The sequence below is a fragment of the Burkholderiales bacterium genome (assembly GCA_035543335.1).
Taxonomy (GTDB): Bacteria; Pseudomonadota; Gammaproteobacteria; order Burkholderiales; family JAHFRG01; genus JAHFRG01.
This window is the reverse complement of sequence record DASZZH010000028.1, coordinates 44,907-60,836: the sequence shown is the minus strand read 5'-3', so window position 1 is coordinate 60,836 and position 15,930 is coordinate 44,907. Positions and strand designations below refer to the sequence as shown.

Genomic DNA, 15,930 nt, shown 5'->3' with positions numbered 1-15,930 from the left:
ACGCCAACCGCTTTATGTTTCTCCACTCACAGGCTGAAGCGACCTAGCGGATAACTTCAGCGCGGCTATCATTCCCGCAATTCCAGTCACCGCCGCGGCCGCAAGGAATACCGGTGTCGCCGAAAAATGCTCGACCAGGATACCGCCTGCGGCGATACCGGCGCTGATTCCGGCAAGCAGGCAAGTCGCCATCCAAGTGAAGCTTTCAGCGAGCATTGCGCGCGATGCCATTTTTGAAATCAGGGTGGAGGTCGCCGCCAACACCACCGACATCGGCGCGCAGCCGATGATGGCAACCACAGTGAACCCATAGAGATTGCTGACCGGCACCACCAATAAAATACCCGCGGCCATGGCCGCGAGCGCAAGCAGAAACTGTTTGGTCACCGGAAGGACCCAATCGCGGCTGCCGTACATTAAAACGCCGAGCGCGCTGCCCACACTGGCGAGCCCCAATATCACGCCTGCGGCAGCAGGCGCGCCTCGATGGGTTGCGAACCCCGTGACCCCGACTTCGAACAATCCAAAAGCCGCTGAATAAAGGGCAGTGGCGATAAAAATGGCGAGAAGCCGCGGATCATGCAGCGGTCCAAGCAGGCTGCGCCGCGGATCCGCCGCATGCAGCTTCCAGCGCTTGATCGCCGGCGAGCGCAGGAAGACAAAACTTCCCAGCGGCGCACAGGCCGCGGCAAACAGCATCGCACCCTGCGTGTAGTGCATGGCGACAAAAGCGGCAACCAGGTTCGGGCCCAGAATGAAAATCATCTCGATCAACGCCGAATCGAGCGAATAAGCGGTTTGCAGCAGTTTGTCCTCTTTCAGCAATTGCGGATAAAGCGCGCGCATGCAAACCGTGATCGGCGGCATGGCCGCACCCGCAACAGCCGCACACGTAGCGATCCAGAATGATTGAGCGGACTGGGTTACGAGCAGCACCAGCGCGATAAGCGCTGCCGGATACATCACCGCGCTCATGCTCAAAACCGGCTTTGGCCCCACCCGGTCGATCAAGCGGCCAAGAAACGGCGCCAGCACCGCAAGCCCCAGAACATAAAGCGCGCTGACCACTCCCGCCAAAGCAAAGGAGCCCGCTTTCGACTGCACCAAGAGCAGAATCGCCAGACCGGTAATGCTCATGGGAATGCGCCCGATCACCGAAGCCAGGACAGCGGGGGCGACATTGGGCGCGCGAAAAAGCAGCTTGTAGTGTTGCAGTGAAATCATGGGTGGGTTGAAAAAGTAGTGTGTGCCGGGTGCCACCGGCGTCTTAACTTGCTGACCAGTTCACCAGACCGCTATAGGAAGTGGCCAGGACCACCAGACCGAATCCAATCCGGTACCAGGCGAACACGCTGAAGTCGTGAGTGCTGATGTAGCGCAACAGCCCGCGCACCGCGAAGAAGGCGCTCACGAACGAAGCAACAAGACCTACCGCAAACATGCCAAAATCACCGCCATTGAGCAAATCGCGATGCTTGTACACATCGTAAAACGTGGCGGCGAACATGGTGGGAATGGCAAGGAAAAATGAAAACTCAGTCGCCGCACGGCGCGACAGGCCGAAAAACAATCCGCCGATAATGGTCGCGCCCGAGCGCGAAGTGCCGGGAATCAAAGCGAGCGCTTGGGCGAAACCGATTTTCAGCGCATCTTGCCAGCGCAATTCGTCCACTCCCTGAATCCGAATCTCATGCTTCCTGCGCTCGACCCAGAGAATAATCAACCCGCCGATGATAAACGCCAGCGCCACCGGCACCGCGTGAAACAAATGCTGCTTGATGGTCTTGATGAACAGAAGGCCAAGAATTGCGGCAGGCAGGAAAGCAATGAACAAATTCATCGCGAAGCGCTGCGCGGCGGGTTTGGATGGCAAGCCGACAATCACCTCAACAAGTTTTGCGCGGTATTCCCAGCACACCGCGAGTATGGCCGCGAGCTGGATGGCGATTTCAAACACCTTGCCTTTCTCGTCGTTGAAATCGAGCAGCTCGCCGACGAGAATCAAGTGACCGGTGCTGGAGACAGGGAGAAATTCAGTGAGGCCCTCGACCACTCCCAGAATCAGGGCTTTCAACAGCAATACAAAATCCATGGATCCTCCGGCCGTGATGGCCGCATTATACGGGACTCCAGCGGCAGAAATGTTCAGGATTACATACAGCCCGGAATGCGCATAGACTATGCGCATAAACAGTAGTGGATTGCCCCCCATGCTCACCCGAACCCGCGCTCTACGCTCGCGCAAAAAAGCAGCGAACCTCAGCGTCGACATCGACCTGCTGGAAAGGGCCAAGCGCCTCAAGCTCAACCAGTCGCAGATATTCGAGACCGGCCTGAGCGAAGCCATCCGCCAGCGCCAGCGCGAGGAATGGCTGAAGAAAAACCGTGCCGCAATCGAAGCTTACAACGAATACGTTGACAAGCACGGCGTATTCAGCGATGGATTGCGTTCGTTTTAATGGCGCAGTTTGACGTCTACCGCAACTCGAATCCCGCAACCCGCGCCCGCATTCCCTACCTGCTCGATGTTCAGTTGGATTTGCGCGAGCCGCTGGCGACGCGGGTTGTCGTCCCGCTTTGCAAACCCGATGTACTCAAGGGTAAGGCAGCAGATCGACTTAATCCTGTATATGAAATTGAGGGAAAGAGACTAATGATGCTGACACCCGAACTGGCGGGCGTGCCGGCAAAAATTCTCGGTAAGCGGATTGACAATCTTTCAAGCCAACGCAACGCAATCATCGCTGCGCTCGACTTGGTTTTTACTGGAATCTGAACTCTGGTTGCCACCCAGCAATTCACGAACACGGATGCTGCGGGCTGACTGTTCAATTCCGCGCTACTGCTTCAATTCCTGGCCGGTCAGCTCCGGCCGGATTTCCTTGAGCTTTGCCTTGATCCCGGCGGCATTCTCGCTGCCCATCCGAACCAAAATCTTATGTCCGGCCGAAAGCGCCTCCAACTCAGGATCCGCGAACTGATACATGACACGCGGCTGGACCAGCTTGACCGGTCCCTGCACCTCCGGCGCAGCAAGCAGATGGTCGATGACCTCAACCAGGCGGTCGTTGAAGTACCCGGATGGATATCCCAGGTCTTTATACGCCTGCTGAAACAACGGATAAAAACGGACGTAGACCGCGACGAGCTTTTTGACGCTCACGGCCTCTGCCAGCCGGACGTAAGGCGCATAGCGCGAATAATTGTCCGGGTTGAGAACGAAATTATCCTCTTCGCCGGTCACCAGAAATTTCCTTGCGACCGGCTTGACGGGCATCAGCCGCAAAGCCACTTTTGCGCGCGGCAGATTGTCAACCGTGGCGACAATGCGGCGGATGATGTCATTCAGGTAGAAAAACTCCGTAAGCGTTTTTTGCCCAACCAAGCCCGCCAGCGATTCCTGCATCGCCGCATCGCTCTCACTCAGCGCAGGCAGGGGCTTTACTTCGTTACCCGGCTCCCCGGCCTCCGCAATCGGATGCAGTATCTGCGGTTTGGCTTTGGTTTCCGGCACCGGCTGCGTTTCGGTATGCACCGGAGGTTCAACCTGCGGCTCCGGCACTTGGCTGTACCAGCGAGGGTAAAAAATGGCCACAACACCAGCCAACCCGAGAACGACAACTGTCCACTTGATCGGATCTCTCATGAGCAAGAACTCCTGGCTTTACGTGTTCTCTAAGAGTTTAACGCGTCCCGTTTCGTTCCGTAAGATCAGCGAAGATACAATGTGAGTTTAGCTTTGCGGCGCTCAATCGGCAAATAAAAAGCCTGCCGCATAAATGCGTTAAACTGATGACGACAAATTTACCGGTTCCTGCCGACCTTGACCAGCGTCAATTCCGGCGACAGCCCATCCCTTGTAAACATCAGAAAGAAAGGAAACACACATGAAGCTCTACTACTATCCGGGCGCCTGCTCGATGGCCCCGCACATCGTCCTGCGCGAAGCGGGCTACAACTTCGATTTGGATAAGGTCGACTTTGCCGCGATGAAAACCGCCGGCGGAGAGGATTACCGGAAGACCAATCCGAAAGGCTACGTGCCCGCCCTCAAGCTCGATGATGGGCAGGTGCTCACCGAAGTCGGCGTCATCATTCAATACCTCGCGGACCGGAAGCTCGAGTCGGGCCTCGCGCCCAAGGCCGGCACCATGGACCGCTACCGCCTGATGGAATGGGTGAACTTCATCGCGACGGAAGTCCACAAATCCCTCGGCGCGTTCTTCAACCCGAAGATGACGCCGGAGTGGAAAGAAGCTCAGCTCGCCCTGGTCGGCCGGCGCTTCGACTACCTCACGGCGGCGCTCGACGGCAAGCAGTACGTGATGGGCGACAAGTTCAGCGTGGCGGACGCCTACCTCTTCACGGTGCTCAACTGGACCAACTTGCACAAGATCGATATGGGGAAGTGGCCGAAACTCAAGGACTACATGGCCCGCGTCGCCGCCCGCCCGACGGTGCAGAAAACGATGAAAGCGGAAGGGCTGATTAAGTAAAAGCTGCGCGACGTTCTGCTAGCTCGGCACCGGCATCGGCTCGCTGTTGATGAGCGCGATCCAGCCGCGGGTGATGCGGTAAATCACCCAGAGTCCGGCGATAATGGCCAGCATCCAGGCAAACGGGATGCCGAGGACGGTGAAGATGAGTACTCCTACGATCACCACTAACAACAGCGCATACCAGAAAGTGCGGATTTGCCAGCCGAAGTGCGAATCGAGATACGTGCCGCGTACGTCCGAGCGCCTCGCGTAATTGATGATGACCGCGATGATGGACGGCCAGCCGGTGAGAAACGCCGTCACGATAAACGCCGGCCCGAGCATCCCCATCAGCGCGCTGAAGGCGTGAAGGCCGTAGATGACATGGGTGAGCGTCACCATCCCCTCGGTAGGTTTTGACTGCGGTATGTCGATGCCCATGTCTGTTATGTTCTCACTCCACTGCGAAAATGTCACTCAAGAAAATGACTCTAGCCCCATAATTTGCTTTTTCATCGCCTTATATTGAGCCGCGCTTCCGCGGGCGGTTGGGCCAAAAGAACATAAAGTTGTAAAATAATGCCAAACTCGCGCTGGCTTGAGCCAAAGGAGAATATATGTTGAGAAAAATGGGGTGGGCGCTGCTGGTATGCGGCGCCGTGACGGCGGGTAACGCATCGGCTGAAGATGTAGTCCGATTAGGCAATCTGAAGTTTGCTCACTACGGTGCGGTTTCCTATATGAAGGAGATCGCGCCCAAATACGGGCTCAAAATCGAAGAACGCATGTTCGCGAAGGGCATCGACATCTTGCCGGCCATTATTGCCGGTGAGATTGATGCCGCGGCGAGCGCGCTGGATGGGGCGATTGCGGGGCGCACGCAGGGTGTGCCGATTTATGCCGTCGCCGGCTTCGCCAAGGGCGGCGCGCGGATCGTCGCTCGCAGCGACTTGGCGATCAAATCAGTGGCCGACCTGAAAGGCAGGACAGTGGGAGTCGCGCGCGGCGGTGCGCACGAGCTGCTGCTCTTCGCCGAGCTAAGCAAGGCGGGGCTCACTTGGTCGGAAAAGCCGGGCAAGGACGTGCAAATCGTTTACCTTGCCTACGCCGATCTCAACCAGGCGCTGCTGGGCAAGGACATCGACGCCATGTGCCAATCCGAACCTCAGTCCTCCCAGGCTATCAACAAGGGGTTCGGTATAGAGGTGATTAAGCCTTACGACACGCCCATGGGCGAGCCGATCCGTTCTCTCGTGATCACCGAGAAGCTTTACAAGGAACGCCCGCAGGTGGCGCAGAAGCTGCTTAACGTATTCGTCGAGGCTACGGCCTTGTTCATCGCGAAGCCGGAGGTGGCCGAGAAGTACGTGCGCGAGCAAATGTTTAAGAATCAGATCACCTCGCAGGACTTCAAAGATGCGATTGCTAATTCGCCCTACACCTATGATCTCACGGTCGAGCACGTCCAGATCACCACTGATCTGATGCAGAAATATGGCGTGGGCAAGATGGGCGCCAATGCCCCGGCGGCGAAAGATTGGGTGAAGCTCGACCTGCTGGAAAAAGCCAAGGCCGAGTTGAAGGTCAAGTAAAGGCGGGTCATGGGAGTAGCTTATTTCAGAGGCATCCTGAACTTCGCCAGGGGTGTCGTCATTCCCGTTGCGGTCTTGGCGCTGTGGCAGTTCTTGGCGATGAGCGGCTGGGTCAACCCGCAGATACTGCCGTCACCTACGCAGGTGGTTGCCAAGTGGTGGGAGTACTTGCGGCCCACTGCTTCTTACAGCGGAGGCAGTTACGCCTTGTGGCTGGTTTCGGGCGAGCTGCCGCACGACGCTCTCGCAAGCCTGTCGCGAGTGGTGGGCGGGTTCCTGATCGGCACGCTGCTTGCGCTGCCCCTCGGTCTGCTGATGGGTGCCAGCAACAAGCTTTACGGCTTGTTCAATCCGCTGGTACAAGTGCTGCGGCCCATTCCACCCATCGCTTATATACCCCTTGCCATCCTCTGGTTTGGTCTGGGCAACCCGCCGGCTTTTTTCCTGATCAGCATCGGTGCTTTCTTTCCGGTGTTGATGAATACCATTGCGGGCGTGCGGCACGTGGACGGAATCTATCTGCGCGCGGCGCGCAATCTGGGCGCAGGCCAGATGACCCTGTTCCGCCGGGTGATCGTGCCGGCGGCAATGCCGTACATTCTCACCGGCATGCGCATCGGCATCGGCACGGCGTTCATCGTGGTGATTGTCGCGGAGATGATCGCGGTGAACAGCGGTCTCGGCTACCGCATCCTTGAGGCTCGCGAATACTTGTGGTCGGACAAGATCATCGCGGGAATGTTCACCATCGGCTTGCTCGGGCTGGGTATCGACTTCTTCATGAACGGCCTGAACAACTGGCTGCTCAAGTGGCACCGCGGTATCGACCAGAATTAATGGATAGCGGCGATGTTCATCCATATCGAAAACGTCAATAAGAGTTTTCCGGTCCCGGGGGGTGAAGTCATTGCGCTGAAAGACATCAATCTTGATGTCGGAGAGGGCGAGTTCGTTTGTCTGCTGGGGCCGTCGGGCTGCGGCAAATCCACCCTGCTCAATGCCATCGCCGGTTTTTCACCCCCGACCAGCGGCAGCATCGCCATCAACGGCAGGGCGGATGCCGCCAGGTTTCCGGGCCCCGACCGCGGCATGGTGTTTCAGGAATACGCCTTGTTTCCCTGGATGACGGTAGCGCAGAACATCCGCTTCGGCCTCGAGATAAAGCGCTTGCCCAAGGCAGAAATGAACGGGAAAGTGGACAGGCTCCTGCGCAAACTCAACCTCTACGAGTTTCGCGAGCGTTTTCCCAAGGACCTCTCCGGCGGCATGAACCAGCGTGTGGCGATCGCCCGCGTGCTGGCGCTCGACTCGCCGATCATGCTGATGGATGAGCCTTTCGGCGCGCTCGACGCCTTGACCCGCCACACCTTGCAAGACGAATTGCTGCGCATCTGGGACGAGTACCGGAAAACCATCGTCTTCGTCACTCACAGCATCGAAGAATCCGTTTACCTGGCCGACCGCGTGGCGGTGATGACTTACCGGCCCGGCACCATCAAGCGCGACGTGCGTATCGCGATGCCGCGCCCGCGCGACAGTGCGAGCGCGGAATTCAACGCGCTGAAAAAGGAACTGTCGAAATTGGTCATGGAAGAACAAATGCGCTACACCCAGACCGAGATCCAAGGCTATACCGCAGACTAGCGCCGCGCTCGGAAGGATTACTGGCGGTCAGAGACGATTTATATTTGAAGCGACTACGATATTACTCGGCCCCCTGAGTATTTAGTGCGCTGAAAGCGTGTAGGGCGTAGATGACATGGGTGAGCGTCACCATCCCTTCGGTAGGTTTTGTCTGCGATGTGATGATTTCAATGTCTGTCATATTCTCACGCCGGCACGAGGAACATTATGGACGCGCTGCTCGACGTAGTCGCCGTAGCGAATTCTTGCGCCGCGAAGCGTGGAGCAGGGACCCGCCTGCGGGATGCGACTGCAGAGCGGATGCTGGCGGGTCATTTGGCTACCTTATTGAACTGCTCGCAACTCGATACTTCCGATGATCCAGCAAAACCGAACGGACCCGCGTCACGCAGGACGTTGCAGTAGTTCCAGAGCTTTTGGACGATGGTCGCGGTATTCATAGGCTGCCCATGCGAATCTGCCGCAGAGGCTCAATCAGAGTGGTCATTTCACTCCATGAAGGGTAAAATATTTATTATGAAGCTCGCAAAATCCAATCGATTCCTGAGGTCTCCCGGCCAAGCCAAGGCAGCCCTTTGGGTATCGGCTAAGACTTCCTCTGCGATCGAAGGCATCCGCCATCCCTTCGGCCCGCACGCCTGGCAACCACCCACGGCGCAAGCCCTTATCGACTATTGGAAGAAACACGCTTCCAAGTCCGGTCGATAACTCTTCGGAACATCCCGATCAACGTGCTGTAGTCGTGCCCCATCGCGGCGTGGATTCCCGCGATGTAAAGACGCTTGCCGCGCCCGTCCAGGGACGAAAAATCCAGCGGTGGTAATCCTGCCTGAAGTCCCATGAGAAGCGCGAGCAGCCGTGCCAATCGCCCGTTGCCGTCACGAAACGGATGAACCAGGACCAGCTCAGCATGCACGATGGCTAGTGCTTCGGCAATGGCCTCATCGGGTGCCGCTAAACACGGCGTGTACTTTTGCAGTACCTTACGCTCCAGTTCTTCCATCAACGCGGGGATCAACTCTGCATTGGCAAACTGAAATCCTCCCTTGCCGAGATTCACGGTACGGTACTCCCCGGCCCAAGCGTAAATCGGACCGAGCCACAGCCTATGCAGCCGACAAATATCGGCTGCGGTAAATCGCTGGTTATCAGACACAGTCTCTATTGCCTGCGCCTGTGCAAGATGCAGCGCCTGCGATTCCGCAGCCTGCATGTCCCGTACGCGCGTGATACCCAGAAGGTTTCGCAACACCCGCCTGCGTGAGTCAGGTTCGATTTCCGCCTCAATCCCATGGGCTTGGTAACGATTAGTCATGCGTCAACTGTTCAGAGCCTGTCCTGAGCGCAACCGAAGGGCCTGTCCTGAGCGCAGCTGAAGGATAGTCGCCATAGCGAATGGTTGCGACGCGAAGCGCGGAGCAGGGGCCCCGCACAGTGGGGATGCGACCGCGGAGCGGATGCCAGCGAGTCAATGAACCAATTCATAATGTTCTGAGCGCTCATTGACACCATCGTCGGTTAATCAAGGCTACTGACCCGCGTCGCGCTGAAAGCATGCAGCGCGTAGATAACATGGGTGAGCGTCACCATGCCCTCTGTGGGTTTTGACTGCGATGTGATGATTGTCTGTCATATTCTCACATCCACATTGCTCGTGAAAACGACTCCGCCCGCATTATTTGCTTTTTTACCGCCTTACATTGAGCAGCGCTTCCGCGAGCGAGAGCGGGGAGTGAATCGTCACACCATGAATGGTCTTGCCATAGAGGCGGCCGAAATGCGTGCGATCGCCCGTGACCAATGCTTGGCAACTATGGTGGATCGCCGCGGCGAGCACCGGCCGGTCCTTTTCCGGCAGCGGCAGCGTGCCTTCGAGCGCCGCATCGGGAGCGTGGATGGCCGCTACATGTACGCGCGACAAGAGCAAGTCGAGGGCAGCCATGCCGTCTGGGAACTTCACGGCGATGTTGCGCCGCGCTTCCTCCGTCACGTAGCCGTCCACCCAGCATTCATGACCGGCCGCGATGAGCAAGTCCACGAGCCGCCTCACGGCGCCGTCGGACTTGGCGGCGGAAAACAGGATGTTCGCGTCGAGGAAAATCCGCATCCGCGGCGTCAGCGGGCGGGCTTCTTCTTGCGGCGAAGGAACTTGCCGAGATCCGCTTCGGCCTCGTCGAACTCGCGGATTCGCTTGTCGGTGTAGACCTCCACTGGAAGGGTAACTGCCGGACGTAGCAGCAGACCCTCCGGCGTTGTCTCAGCGATGAGATGATCTTCGGGCTTGAGGCCGAGCGCGAGACGGAGCTTGGCGGGTAGTGTCACCACGCCGCGGCTGGTCATGGTAAGAGTGGTTTTCATGATTGCAGTTTATCAGAAATGCAGAAATTCTGCAAATCTGACCAAGGGCTTCGGGAAACGCCGAAGACCGTGAAGCCGCCCAACGACCTGCTGAAGATCAGCCCGAGCACCCCCATCAGCGCGCTGAAAGCGTGCGGCGCGTAGATGACATCGGTGAGCGTCACCATCCCCTCGGTGGGTTTTGACTGCGATGCGATGATTTCAATGTCTGCCATATCCTCACGCCTACAGCGAGATTGTTATTCAACAAAATGACTCCGACCGCATTTTTGCCTGCCATTATTTACCTAAATCCAGGGAACTTGGCTATAATCTAACCGTCCATGGTTACTACAGGCAATTCTCGTCAACCGAACTCTGGACCTGAAGCACGGGGGAACCATGTTTAACGAGCGGCGAGTCGCCCAAATGGCGGCGTACCTTCTCAATCACGCTAGGACCCGCATGAAATACCTGAAGCTGATGAAGCTTCTGTATCTCGCGGATCGAGAATCTATGAAGCGTCACGGACACCCGATTTCAGGCGACCGCTATGTTTCCATGGATCACGGACCCGTGCTATCCAATACACTCAATCTCATCAATGGTGCGGTGAAGTTTCAAGAGCGTGGCTGGGATCACTGGATCGCCGACAAAGCCGATTACGCCGTATCGCTCAGGCGAAGGGCCACACGAGAAGTACTCGATGAACTGAGCAATGCTGACATCGATGTTCTTCGCGATGTCTTCGCCAAATTCGGTAAGGTGAACCAATGGGATTTGGTGAAGTATATCCACCGTTACTGCCGTGAATGGCAAGACCCGAACGGGTCGTCCATTCCCATCAGTTACGAGGAAATATTCAAGGCGCTTGGCCGCAGCCCCGCCGAAGCTCGAAAGCTGGGAGCACGGGTCGAACAGCAGCGCCACATCGATAAGCTCTTCGCGAGCTTGTGAAGTTGTTTGTGCCCTATCGGCGGGCGACATTGCTCGTCCCGTCAGGACCGGCACATGATCCCGACCAAAAACACCTTTTCATTCTCCTGACCGATCCGGCTCAGGTCCTTAACTACGACGCGAAGCATTCACTGTTCGTCGGTGTAAGCACCATCCAAGAGGGTATCCCACACGATCCGGCATGCGAATTGTACGCAGGCGACCATCCATTCATCCGGCACAAGAGCTACGTGTACTACGCGGAGGCGCGCATTGAAGCGTCGCAGAAGCTCGTTGACGGTGTGAAGCACGGCGTACTTTCGCCCAAGGGAATGTTAGGTGAAGAAATATTTGCCCGCGTCTGCCACGGTTTGACTGAATCCCGCTTTACTGCGCCCAGAATTCTGGCTTTTTACGAAGCGGTGGGTAAGCTCTGAACAGTTTTGGCTAGCCAACCGTCACCATCTCCTCAGTAGGTTTTGACTGCGACGTGATGATTTCAATGTCTGTCATATTCTCACGCCCAAAGGAAGAATGTCACAATTGAAAACTGATAATTCAAGCCCTGATCCTGTCTCCTCTGTCTCCGATACTGTCTCCGTGAAAGTTTTTGGACGATAGTTGCGCTGTTCATAACTTATAATTTGAGTCTATAACTGTTATAATTTGTATATGGGTGCAAAACTTTCCGCTAGTAATCCCTATCTGCTAGACGCCGTCATTCGCGAGCGGATGCTGTTCAATTCCGTTGCCAGCTCGTCGGCGATTGAAGGCATCCATGCACCTTTTAAACAAATGGCGCTCGATGTCGGAAAACATGAATTAGTTTCAAGCAGCCGTAAAGTACCCGTCAGCAAAGCCCGCTCTAACCGCGCCAAGCCCTAGCCTGTGACCGCAATGTGCGGGCAATAATCTTTCGAAATACTATGGTCATCAGGTTCATAGTCGCGGTCCATAGCGGCGTGGACGGCGGCAATGTAACGTTGCTTTTCATCCCCACGAACTCCAACAAAGTCCAGGGCCGGCAATCCTGCCTGCAACCCCATCAGCACGGAGAGCAGGCGCGCGCAACGACCGTTTCCTTCGCGGAAAGGATGGATCAGGATTAGCTCAGCGTGCACCACTGCCAAAGCACGCGCTTGTTCCTCATGGGGCGCGAATCGGCAGGGCGTAAATTCATGCAACGGTCCGCGCTCGAACTCCCGCATCAACCGAGATACTTCGCTGGCTGCGGCGAACATGAAATCGCCCTTGGCAATGTTGACGTGCCGATATTGCCCAGCCCACGCATAAATTTCCCCAAACCATAACCTATGTATCCGCCGGACGTCCTCCGAGGTGAATCTCTGGTCCGAGCGTGTATCGTCAATCAATTGCCGGGTCGTGACAAGGAGCGCTTCTGATTCGCGCCGCGCCATCTCTCGGGTCGACTTAACACCAAGCAGATTCTGCAGAACGCGTCCACGTGAGCCAGGCTCGAATTCCGCCTCAATCCCACGGGCTTGGTAACGATTAGTCATGCGTCAACTGCTCAGAGCCTGTCCTGAGCGAAGTCGAAGAATAGTCGCCATAACGAATGGTTGCGACGCGAAGCGCGGAGCAGGGGCCCCGCACAGTGGGGACGCGACCGCGGAGCGGATGCCAGCGGGTCAATGAACCACTTCATAATGTTCTGAGCGCTCATTTACACCATCGTTGGTTAATCGAAGCTACTGACCCGCGTCGCGCTGAAAGCGTGCAGCGCGTAGATGACATGGGTCAGCGTCACCATCCCCTCGGTAGGTTTTTGCTGCGAGGTGATGATTTCAATGTCTGTCATATTCTCACACCGGTGTGAGGAACATTTGCCTCGCGCACCAAGCGGCACTCCGGAGTGCAAGGATCACAGGCCGTAACTCAGAAATCGAATCTGAGCCTATTTTTACTCCCCCATGATCGCACCCATTCTTATCTCTCATACCTCGTCTGCCGTGACTGCCACAGCAAACGGAACACCTAATGTCTCGAAGTGCTTCTGCCCGCATCGCACCTTGTCCGCCTCGCTGGTGCGGAGGTTCATGAAATCTTTAGTGCCTTTGGTTTCGCGCACAAGGTAAAGCGTTTGGTTGTCGTGCTTCACAATGGCCCAGTCAGGATTGTACTTGCCCACAGGAGTGTCGATCTCGAACCAGCCGGGTAACTTCACGAAGAGCCTGATGTCCTCGCGCTGGTCGAGACGCTTGGCGAACTCGCGCTCCACCTCCGAGTCGTAGACCACATACTCGTAGACCGACTTGTTCACCTGCAGCGCCGTCAGATAGTTAATCAGCTCCTCGTTCTTGAAGAGCAGCATCTCCCACTCCGCTTCCGAGCCCGTGCCATCGATCCGCTCGTACTTGATACCATCCACCAGCAGGCGGTGCAACTCATGCTTGAGAATCGCTACCATGGCATCCATGAATCGCTGCGGATTGTTGAAAAACTCAACGAGCCGTCCCGATTCCTTGAGGATGCGGACCAGTGTTGATCGCGTCAGCTCGGTTTCGTTCTGCAGGTAGGCAAGTACGTCAGGTATGGGGCGCGAGCTGTAACTAGCTAGTTCCTGGGCCGCACCCGTGGCCCTCGTTGTAACGCCACCCTTCGTAACCTCTACTTTTCCCGTGATGACATGAATCTTGGGGATCTCGATTTTCTCCATGCGCTTTAGCTCATCGACTGCCCGTGTGACCAGCTTCTCGGTTTCGAACTCCACCCGAAAGGTCGTCTTCGGCTTGATGTGATCCCAAAGTGCCTGGAATTCCGGGCTGAGCGTGACCTCCTTCTTGAGCAGGTTGGGCCCGTCATCCCGCTCCCGGCGAATGTGCCGTTCGATCTGATACGTCGCGAGCAGATCAATGACTGCCGGCGCCAACTCACGATGTGCCTCCGGCAGTTCCAGTTCGAAGTCCTTGCGCTTCGGGTCGAACACCGGCTGGATGCGCCCCTCTATGTCGAGCATCTTCTGATTCACTAACGCGTCTCGTATCGTGACCGCCGCCTCATGCCCAATCGGGCGTTCTTCGCCGTCCACCACCCGAATGATTTTGGCAAGCGCAGTGAGCGGCACTTTGCCGAAGGTTACGCCGCATTCTTCTTCGTACTCAGTCTGCAAGGCGCGGGCGAAATCCTCGTAGCTCTCGTTGGCCATGACATAGAGCTTGTTCACCGACTCGTCAAAGACGCGCAGGCCGTTCTGGTCCACCGGCAGACGCATGCCGCGACCGATTTCCTGCCGCTTCTTCACCGCGCTTCGGGTTTCATTGAGCGTGCAGATTTGAAACACATTCGGGTTGTCCCAGCCTTCGCGCAGCGCCGAGTGGCTGAAGATGAAGCGCAGCGGTTCATCCAGAGAAAGCAGGCGCTCCTTCTCTTTCATAATAAGGTTGTAGACCTCGTCGTCGGCCTGTGTGTCGCCGCGCGTGTCCTTGAGCACGCCCTTCTTGTCCTGGGCAAAGTAGCCGTTATGGAGCTTGTCCATTGGTTGCTTGAGCCACTCCAGTTCGCGGAAGCGTTCGTCCTTTGCCAGCGCTGCAAGTTCTGCTTCGAACACCTTGGCGAACTTGCCCTTCACCGGCTGGCCTGCCGCGTCGTAGTCGCGGTAGTTGGCCACCCGGTCGACGAAAAAGAGACTGAGCACCTTGATGCCGCGGGCTTTCAGCTGCAGCTCTTTCTCCATGTGCCGCTTCACCGTGTGCTTGATCTGGGTGCGCCACACGTCCTCACGCATGCCGCCCGTTTCCTCGCCGAGGCGCAACGTCCGGCCATTGCTGAAGCGCACGAACTCGCTGCCCGGCTCGGCGTTGATCTCGGCCACGGAAAACCCCTGCGCGTAGCAGGCCCGCTCATTCGAAAGGGTAAGGAGGTCCGCGCCATTTTTCACCATAACGGATTTCTCCTTCGGCCCACTTGTTCCCTGCACATGAATGCGCAGCTTGGCCTTGATGCCATTTTTATAGTCAATTTTTTCCACGCGCACGAAAGCATCGTTTGCCGCTCCGTCCGCCGCCGCGCTCGCCACTACGATTTGCTTGACTAGCTTCAGCTCGAAAGCGCGCACCGGATCGAGCCGGTACACCAGGTTGTACGGGTTGCGGTGCGTGGCGGAGTAGCGCAGCGTGCACAGCGGGTTAAGCGCCTTGATCGCCTCCTGCGCCTTGTCGGTACTGTCCACGCTCTGCGGCTCGTCGATGATTACGACAGCACGCGCCGCCTGCACGAACTCAATCGGCTGCCGGCCTGAGAGCTTGTCGCTTTCCTTATAGATCACGTTGCTCTTCTGTTCTTCCTCAGTGCCAGTGAAATTCTTGCGGAAAGCGTCGATGTTGATAACCAGGATCTGCAGCGTGTTGCTGGTCGCAAACTGCCGCAGCCGGTTGACCTTCCGTGCGTCGTAGACGAAGTGCTCGAAGGGAAGGTTGTTGTAAAGCGCGCGGAAATGATCGGCGGTGATTTCGATGTTCTTCAGCACACCTTCTCGGATCGCCACGGTCGGCACCACGATAATGAACTTCTGGAAACCGTAACGCCGCGAGAGCTCAAAGATAGTGCGCAGATAAACGTAGGTCTTGCCGGTACCGGTCTCCATCTCCACCGAGAAGTGCGGGCAGTGGCGCGTCTGGTTAGCAGGGCCGTCGAACAGCTCCCACGTTTCAAGCGCCGCCTTTGGGTCGGAAACCTCAATGTCATTGCGGGTCTGAAGAGCGCGAGTGTTCGCCAACAGCTTGTCCTCCGCCACCAGCAACTGATTGCCTGCGCCCAGCTCGGTCTGCTGCTGGCCGGTAAACAGGCCCATTCCAGTGCCCATGTCGATCACGGCGTACTCCGGCGCGCCCTGCGGCTGACCGTCGTAGAGATCCGTGACGGCCGCGACGGCATCGAGCTGGAACTGTTGATTGGCGTCGAATTGGAGCTTCATCGCATACGGT

At 57.0% G+C, this 15,930-nt stretch carries 19 protein-coding genes; 9 read left to right on the top strand and 10 right to left on the bottom strand.

Features of this window, described 5'->3' with window-relative positions; all coding sequences use genetic code 11:
* Window positions 1–12: 12 nt before the first annotated feature.
* The gene (locus VHE58_07620; protein HVS27148.1) at window positions 13–1,224 is read right to left on the bottom strand and encodes an MFS transporter; all 1,212 of its coding nucleotides are present in this window, start codon (window positions 1,222–1,224) and stop codon (window positions 13–15) included.
* Between the two features lie 43 nt (window positions 1,225–1,267).
* Window positions 1,268–2,092, bottom strand: coding sequence for an undecaprenyl-diphosphate phosphatase (locus VHE58_07615; GenBank protein HVS27147.1), 825 nt, complete (start codon window positions 2,090–2,092; stop codon window positions 1,268–1,270).
* 118 nt (window positions 2,093–2,210) lie between these two features.
* On the opposite strand from VHE58_07615, the gene VHE58_07610 reads away from it, so the two are divergent.
* The gene (locus VHE58_07610) at window positions 2,211–2,459 is read left to right on the top strand and encodes a type II toxin-antitoxin system CcdA family antitoxin (protein ID HVS27146.1); all 249 of its coding nucleotides are present in this window, start codon (window positions 2,211–2,213) and stop codon (window positions 2,457–2,459) included.
* Window positions 2,459–2,776 (top strand): CcdB family protein, encoded by a 318-nt coding sequence (locus VHE58_07605; protein ID HVS27145.1) that lies wholly within the window; start codon window positions 2,459–2,461, stop codon window positions 2,774–2,776. The genes VHE58_07610 and VHE58_07605 overlap by 1 nt, the downstream gene beginning before the upstream one ends.
* Window positions 2,777–2,839: 63 nt before the next feature.
* Here the strand turns inward: VHE58_07605 and VHE58_07600 are convergent, their stop codons facing one another.
* Entirely contained in the window at window positions 2,840–3,646 is an 807-nt protein-coding gene (locus tag VHE58_07600) for a DUF3014 domain-containing protein (GenBank protein HVS27144.1), read from the bottom strand.
* A gap of 241 nt (window positions 3,647–3,887) precedes the next feature.
* On the opposite strand from VHE58_07600, the gene gstA reads away from it, so the two are divergent.
* A complete protein-coding gene (gene gstA / locus VHE58_07595; protein HVS27143.1) occupies window positions 3,888–4,496 on the top strand; it encodes a glutathione transferase GstA in 609 nt (202 codons plus the stop codon).
* 18 nt (window positions 4,497–4,514) lie between these two features.
* Here gstA and VHE58_07590 read toward each other — a convergent pair whose 3' ends face one another.
* Complete coding sequence (locus VHE58_07590; protein HVS27142.1) at window positions 4,515–4,919, bottom strand: hypothetical protein; 405 nt, start codon at window positions 4,917–4,919, stop codon at window positions 4,515–4,517.
* A 188-nt stretch (window positions 4,920–5,107) separates the two neighbouring features.
* On the opposite strand from VHE58_07590, the gene VHE58_07585 reads away from it, so the two are divergent.
* From VHE58_07585 to VHE58_07575, 3 genes are read left to right on the top strand one after another with little or no spacing between them, the layout of a single operon-like run.
* Window positions 5,108–6,070: an ABC transporter substrate-binding protein gene (locus VHE58_07585; GenBank protein HVS27141.1), complete on the top strand. Its 963-nt coding sequence runs from the start codon at window positions 5,108–5,110 to the stop codon at window positions 6,068–6,070.
* A gap of 9 nt (window positions 6,071–6,079) precedes the next feature.
* Window positions 6,080–6,907 carry an ABC transporter permease gene (locus tag VHE58_07580; protein ID HVS27140.1) on the top strand — a complete coding sequence of 276 codons (828 nt, stop codon included), beginning with the start codon at window positions 6,080–6,082 and terminating at the stop codon, window positions 6,905–6,907.
* A gap of 12 nt (window positions 6,908–6,919) precedes the next feature.
* A complete protein-coding gene (locus VHE58_07575; GenBank protein ID HVS27139.1) occupies window positions 6,920–7,714 on the top strand; it encodes an ABC transporter ATP-binding protein in 795 nt (264 codons plus the stop codon).
* Between the two features lie 664 nt (window positions 7,715–8,378).
* On the opposite strand, the gene VHE58_07570 is transcribed toward VHE58_07575, so the two are convergent.
* From VHE58_07570 to VHE58_07555, 4 genes are all read right to left on the bottom strand, one after another.
* Entirely contained in the window at window positions 8,379–9,029 is a 651-nt protein-coding gene (locus VHE58_07570; protein ID HVS27138.1) for a Fic family protein, read from the bottom strand.
* 372 nt (window positions 9,030–9,401) lie between these two features.
* Window positions 9,402–9,821, bottom strand: a complete 420-nt coding sequence (locus tag VHE58_07565) for a PIN domain-containing protein (protein HVS27137.1) — start codon at window positions 9,819–9,821, stop codon at window positions 9,402–9,404.
* 8 nt (window positions 9,822–9,829) lie between these two features.
* A complete protein-coding gene (locus VHE58_07560; protein ID HVS27136.1) occupies window positions 9,830–10,072 on the bottom strand; it encodes an AbrB/MazE/SpoVT family DNA-binding domain-containing protein in 243 nt (80 codons plus the stop codon).
* A complete protein-coding gene (locus VHE58_07555) occupies window positions 10,069–10,287 on the bottom strand; it encodes a hypothetical protein (GenBank protein HVS27135.1) in 219 nt (72 codons plus the stop codon). The genes VHE58_07560 and VHE58_07555 overlap by 4 nt, the downstream gene beginning before the upstream one ends.
* A 229-nt stretch (window positions 10,288–10,516) precedes the next feature.
* Here VHE58_07555 and VHE58_07550 point away from each other — a divergent pair, with 229 nt between their 5' ends.
* The 3 genes from VHE58_07550 to VHE58_07540 all read left to right on the top strand — a co-directional run bounded on the left by VHE58_07550 (window position 10,517) and on the right by VHE58_07540 (window position 11,872).
* Window positions 10,517–11,008, top strand: a complete 492-nt coding sequence (locus VHE58_07550; GenBank protein HVS27134.1) for a Panacea domain-containing protein — start codon at window positions 10,517–10,519, stop codon at window positions 11,006–11,008.
* Window positions 11,005–11,424 carry a hypothetical protein gene (locus VHE58_07545; protein HVS27133.1) on the top strand — a complete coding sequence of 140 codons (420 nt, stop codon included), beginning with the start codon at window positions 11,005–11,007 and terminating at the stop codon, window positions 11,422–11,424. Before VHE58_07550 ends, VHE58_07545 begins: the two co-directional genes overlap by 4 nt.
* A gap of 235 nt (window positions 11,425–11,659) precedes the next feature.
* Window positions 11,660–11,872: a hypothetical protein gene (locus tag VHE58_07540; GenBank protein HVS27132.1), complete on the top strand. Its 213-nt coding sequence runs from the start codon at window positions 11,660–11,662 to the stop codon at window positions 11,870–11,872.
* Here the strand turns inward: VHE58_07540 and VHE58_07535 are convergent.
* Together VHE58_07535 and VHE58_07530 are read right to left on the bottom strand one after the other, a co-directional pair.
* Window positions 11,869–12,507, bottom strand: coding sequence for a Fic family protein (locus tag VHE58_07535; protein ID HVS27131.1), 639 nt, complete (start codon window positions 12,505–12,507; stop codon window positions 11,869–11,871). The genes VHE58_07540 and VHE58_07535 overlap by 4 nt on opposite strands.
* A gap of 434 nt (window positions 12,508–12,941) precedes the next feature.
* On the bottom strand, window positions 12,942–15,920 hold the full coding sequence (locus VHE58_07530; protein HVS27130.1) for a DEAD/DEAH box helicase family protein: 2,979 nt from the start codon (window positions 15,918–15,920) through the stop codon (window positions 12,942–12,944).
* Window positions 15,921–15,930 lie beyond the last annotated feature (10 nt).

What these genes read in the sequence shown, in the direction of transcription:
- VHE58_07620 (HVS27148.1), bottom strand. Translation starts at nt 1,224, where the DNA reads ATGATTTCACTGCAACACTACAAGCTGCTTTTTCGCGCGCCCAATGTC.
- VHE58_07615 (HVS27147.1), bottom strand. Translation starts at nt 2,092, where the DNA reads ATGGATTTTGTATTGCTGTTGAAAGCCCTGATTCTGGGAGTGGTCGAG.
- VHE58_07610 (HVS27146.1), top strand. Translation starts at nt 2,211, where the DNA reads ATGCTCACCCGAACCCGCGCTCTACGCTCGCGCAAAAAAGCAGCGAAC.
- VHE58_07605 (HVS27145.1), top strand. Translation starts at nt 2,459, where the DNA reads ATGGCGCAGTTTGACGTCTACCGCAACTCGAATCCCGCAACCCGCGCC.
- VHE58_07600 (HVS27144.1), bottom strand. Translation starts at nt 3,646, where the DNA reads ATGAGAGATCCGATCAAGTGGACAGTTGTCGTTCTCGGGTTGGCTGGT.
- gstA (HVS27143.1), top strand. Translation starts at nt 3,888, where the DNA reads ATGAAGCTCTACTACTATCCGGGCGCCTGCTCGATGGCCCCGCACATC.
- VHE58_07590 (HVS27142.1), bottom strand. Translation starts at nt 4,919, where the DNA reads ATGGGCATCGACATACCGCAGTCAAAACCTACCGAGGGGATGGTGACG.
- VHE58_07585 (HVS27141.1), top strand. Translation starts at nt 5,108, where the DNA reads ATGGGGTGGGCGCTGCTGGTATGCGGCGCCGTGACGGCGGGTAACGCA.
- VHE58_07580 (HVS27140.1), top strand. Translation starts at nt 6,080, where the DNA reads ATGGGAGTAGCTTATTTCAGAGGCATCCTGAACTTCGCCAGGGGTGTC.
- VHE58_07575 (HVS27139.1), top strand. Translation starts at nt 6,920, where the DNA reads ATGTTCATCCATATCGAAAACGTCAATAAGAGTTTTCCGGTCCCGGGG.
- VHE58_07570 (HVS27138.1), bottom strand. Translation starts at nt 9,029, where the DNA reads ATGACTAATCGTTACCAAGCCCATGGGATTGAGGCGGAAATCGAACCT.
- VHE58_07565 (HVS27137.1), bottom strand. Translation starts at nt 9,821, where the DNA reads ATGCGGATTTTCCTCGACGCGAACATCCTGTTTTCCGCCGCCAAGTCC.
- VHE58_07560 (HVS27136.1), bottom strand. Translation starts at nt 10,072, where the DNA reads ATGAAAACCACTCTTACCATGACCAGCCGCGGCGTGGTGACACTACCC.
- VHE58_07555 (HVS27135.1), bottom strand. Translation starts at nt 10,287, where the DNA reads ATGGCAGACATTGAAATCATCGCATCGCAGTCAAAACCCACCGAGGGG.
- VHE58_07550 (HVS27134.1), top strand. Translation starts at nt 10,517, where the DNA reads ATGAAATACCTGAAGCTGATGAAGCTTCTGTATCTCGCGGATCGAGAA.
- VHE58_07540 (HVS27132.1), top strand. Translation starts at nt 11,660, where the DNA reads ATGGGTGCAAAACTTTCCGCTAGTAATCCCTATCTGCTAGACGCCGTC.
- VHE58_07535 (HVS27131.1), bottom strand. Translation starts at nt 12,507, where the DNA reads ATGACTAATCGTTACCAAGCCCGTGGGATTGAGGCGGAATTCGAGCCT.
- VHE58_07530 (HVS27130.1), bottom strand. Translation starts at nt 15,920, where the DNA reads ATGAAGCTCCAATTCGACGCCAATCAACAGTTCCAGCTCGATGCCGTC.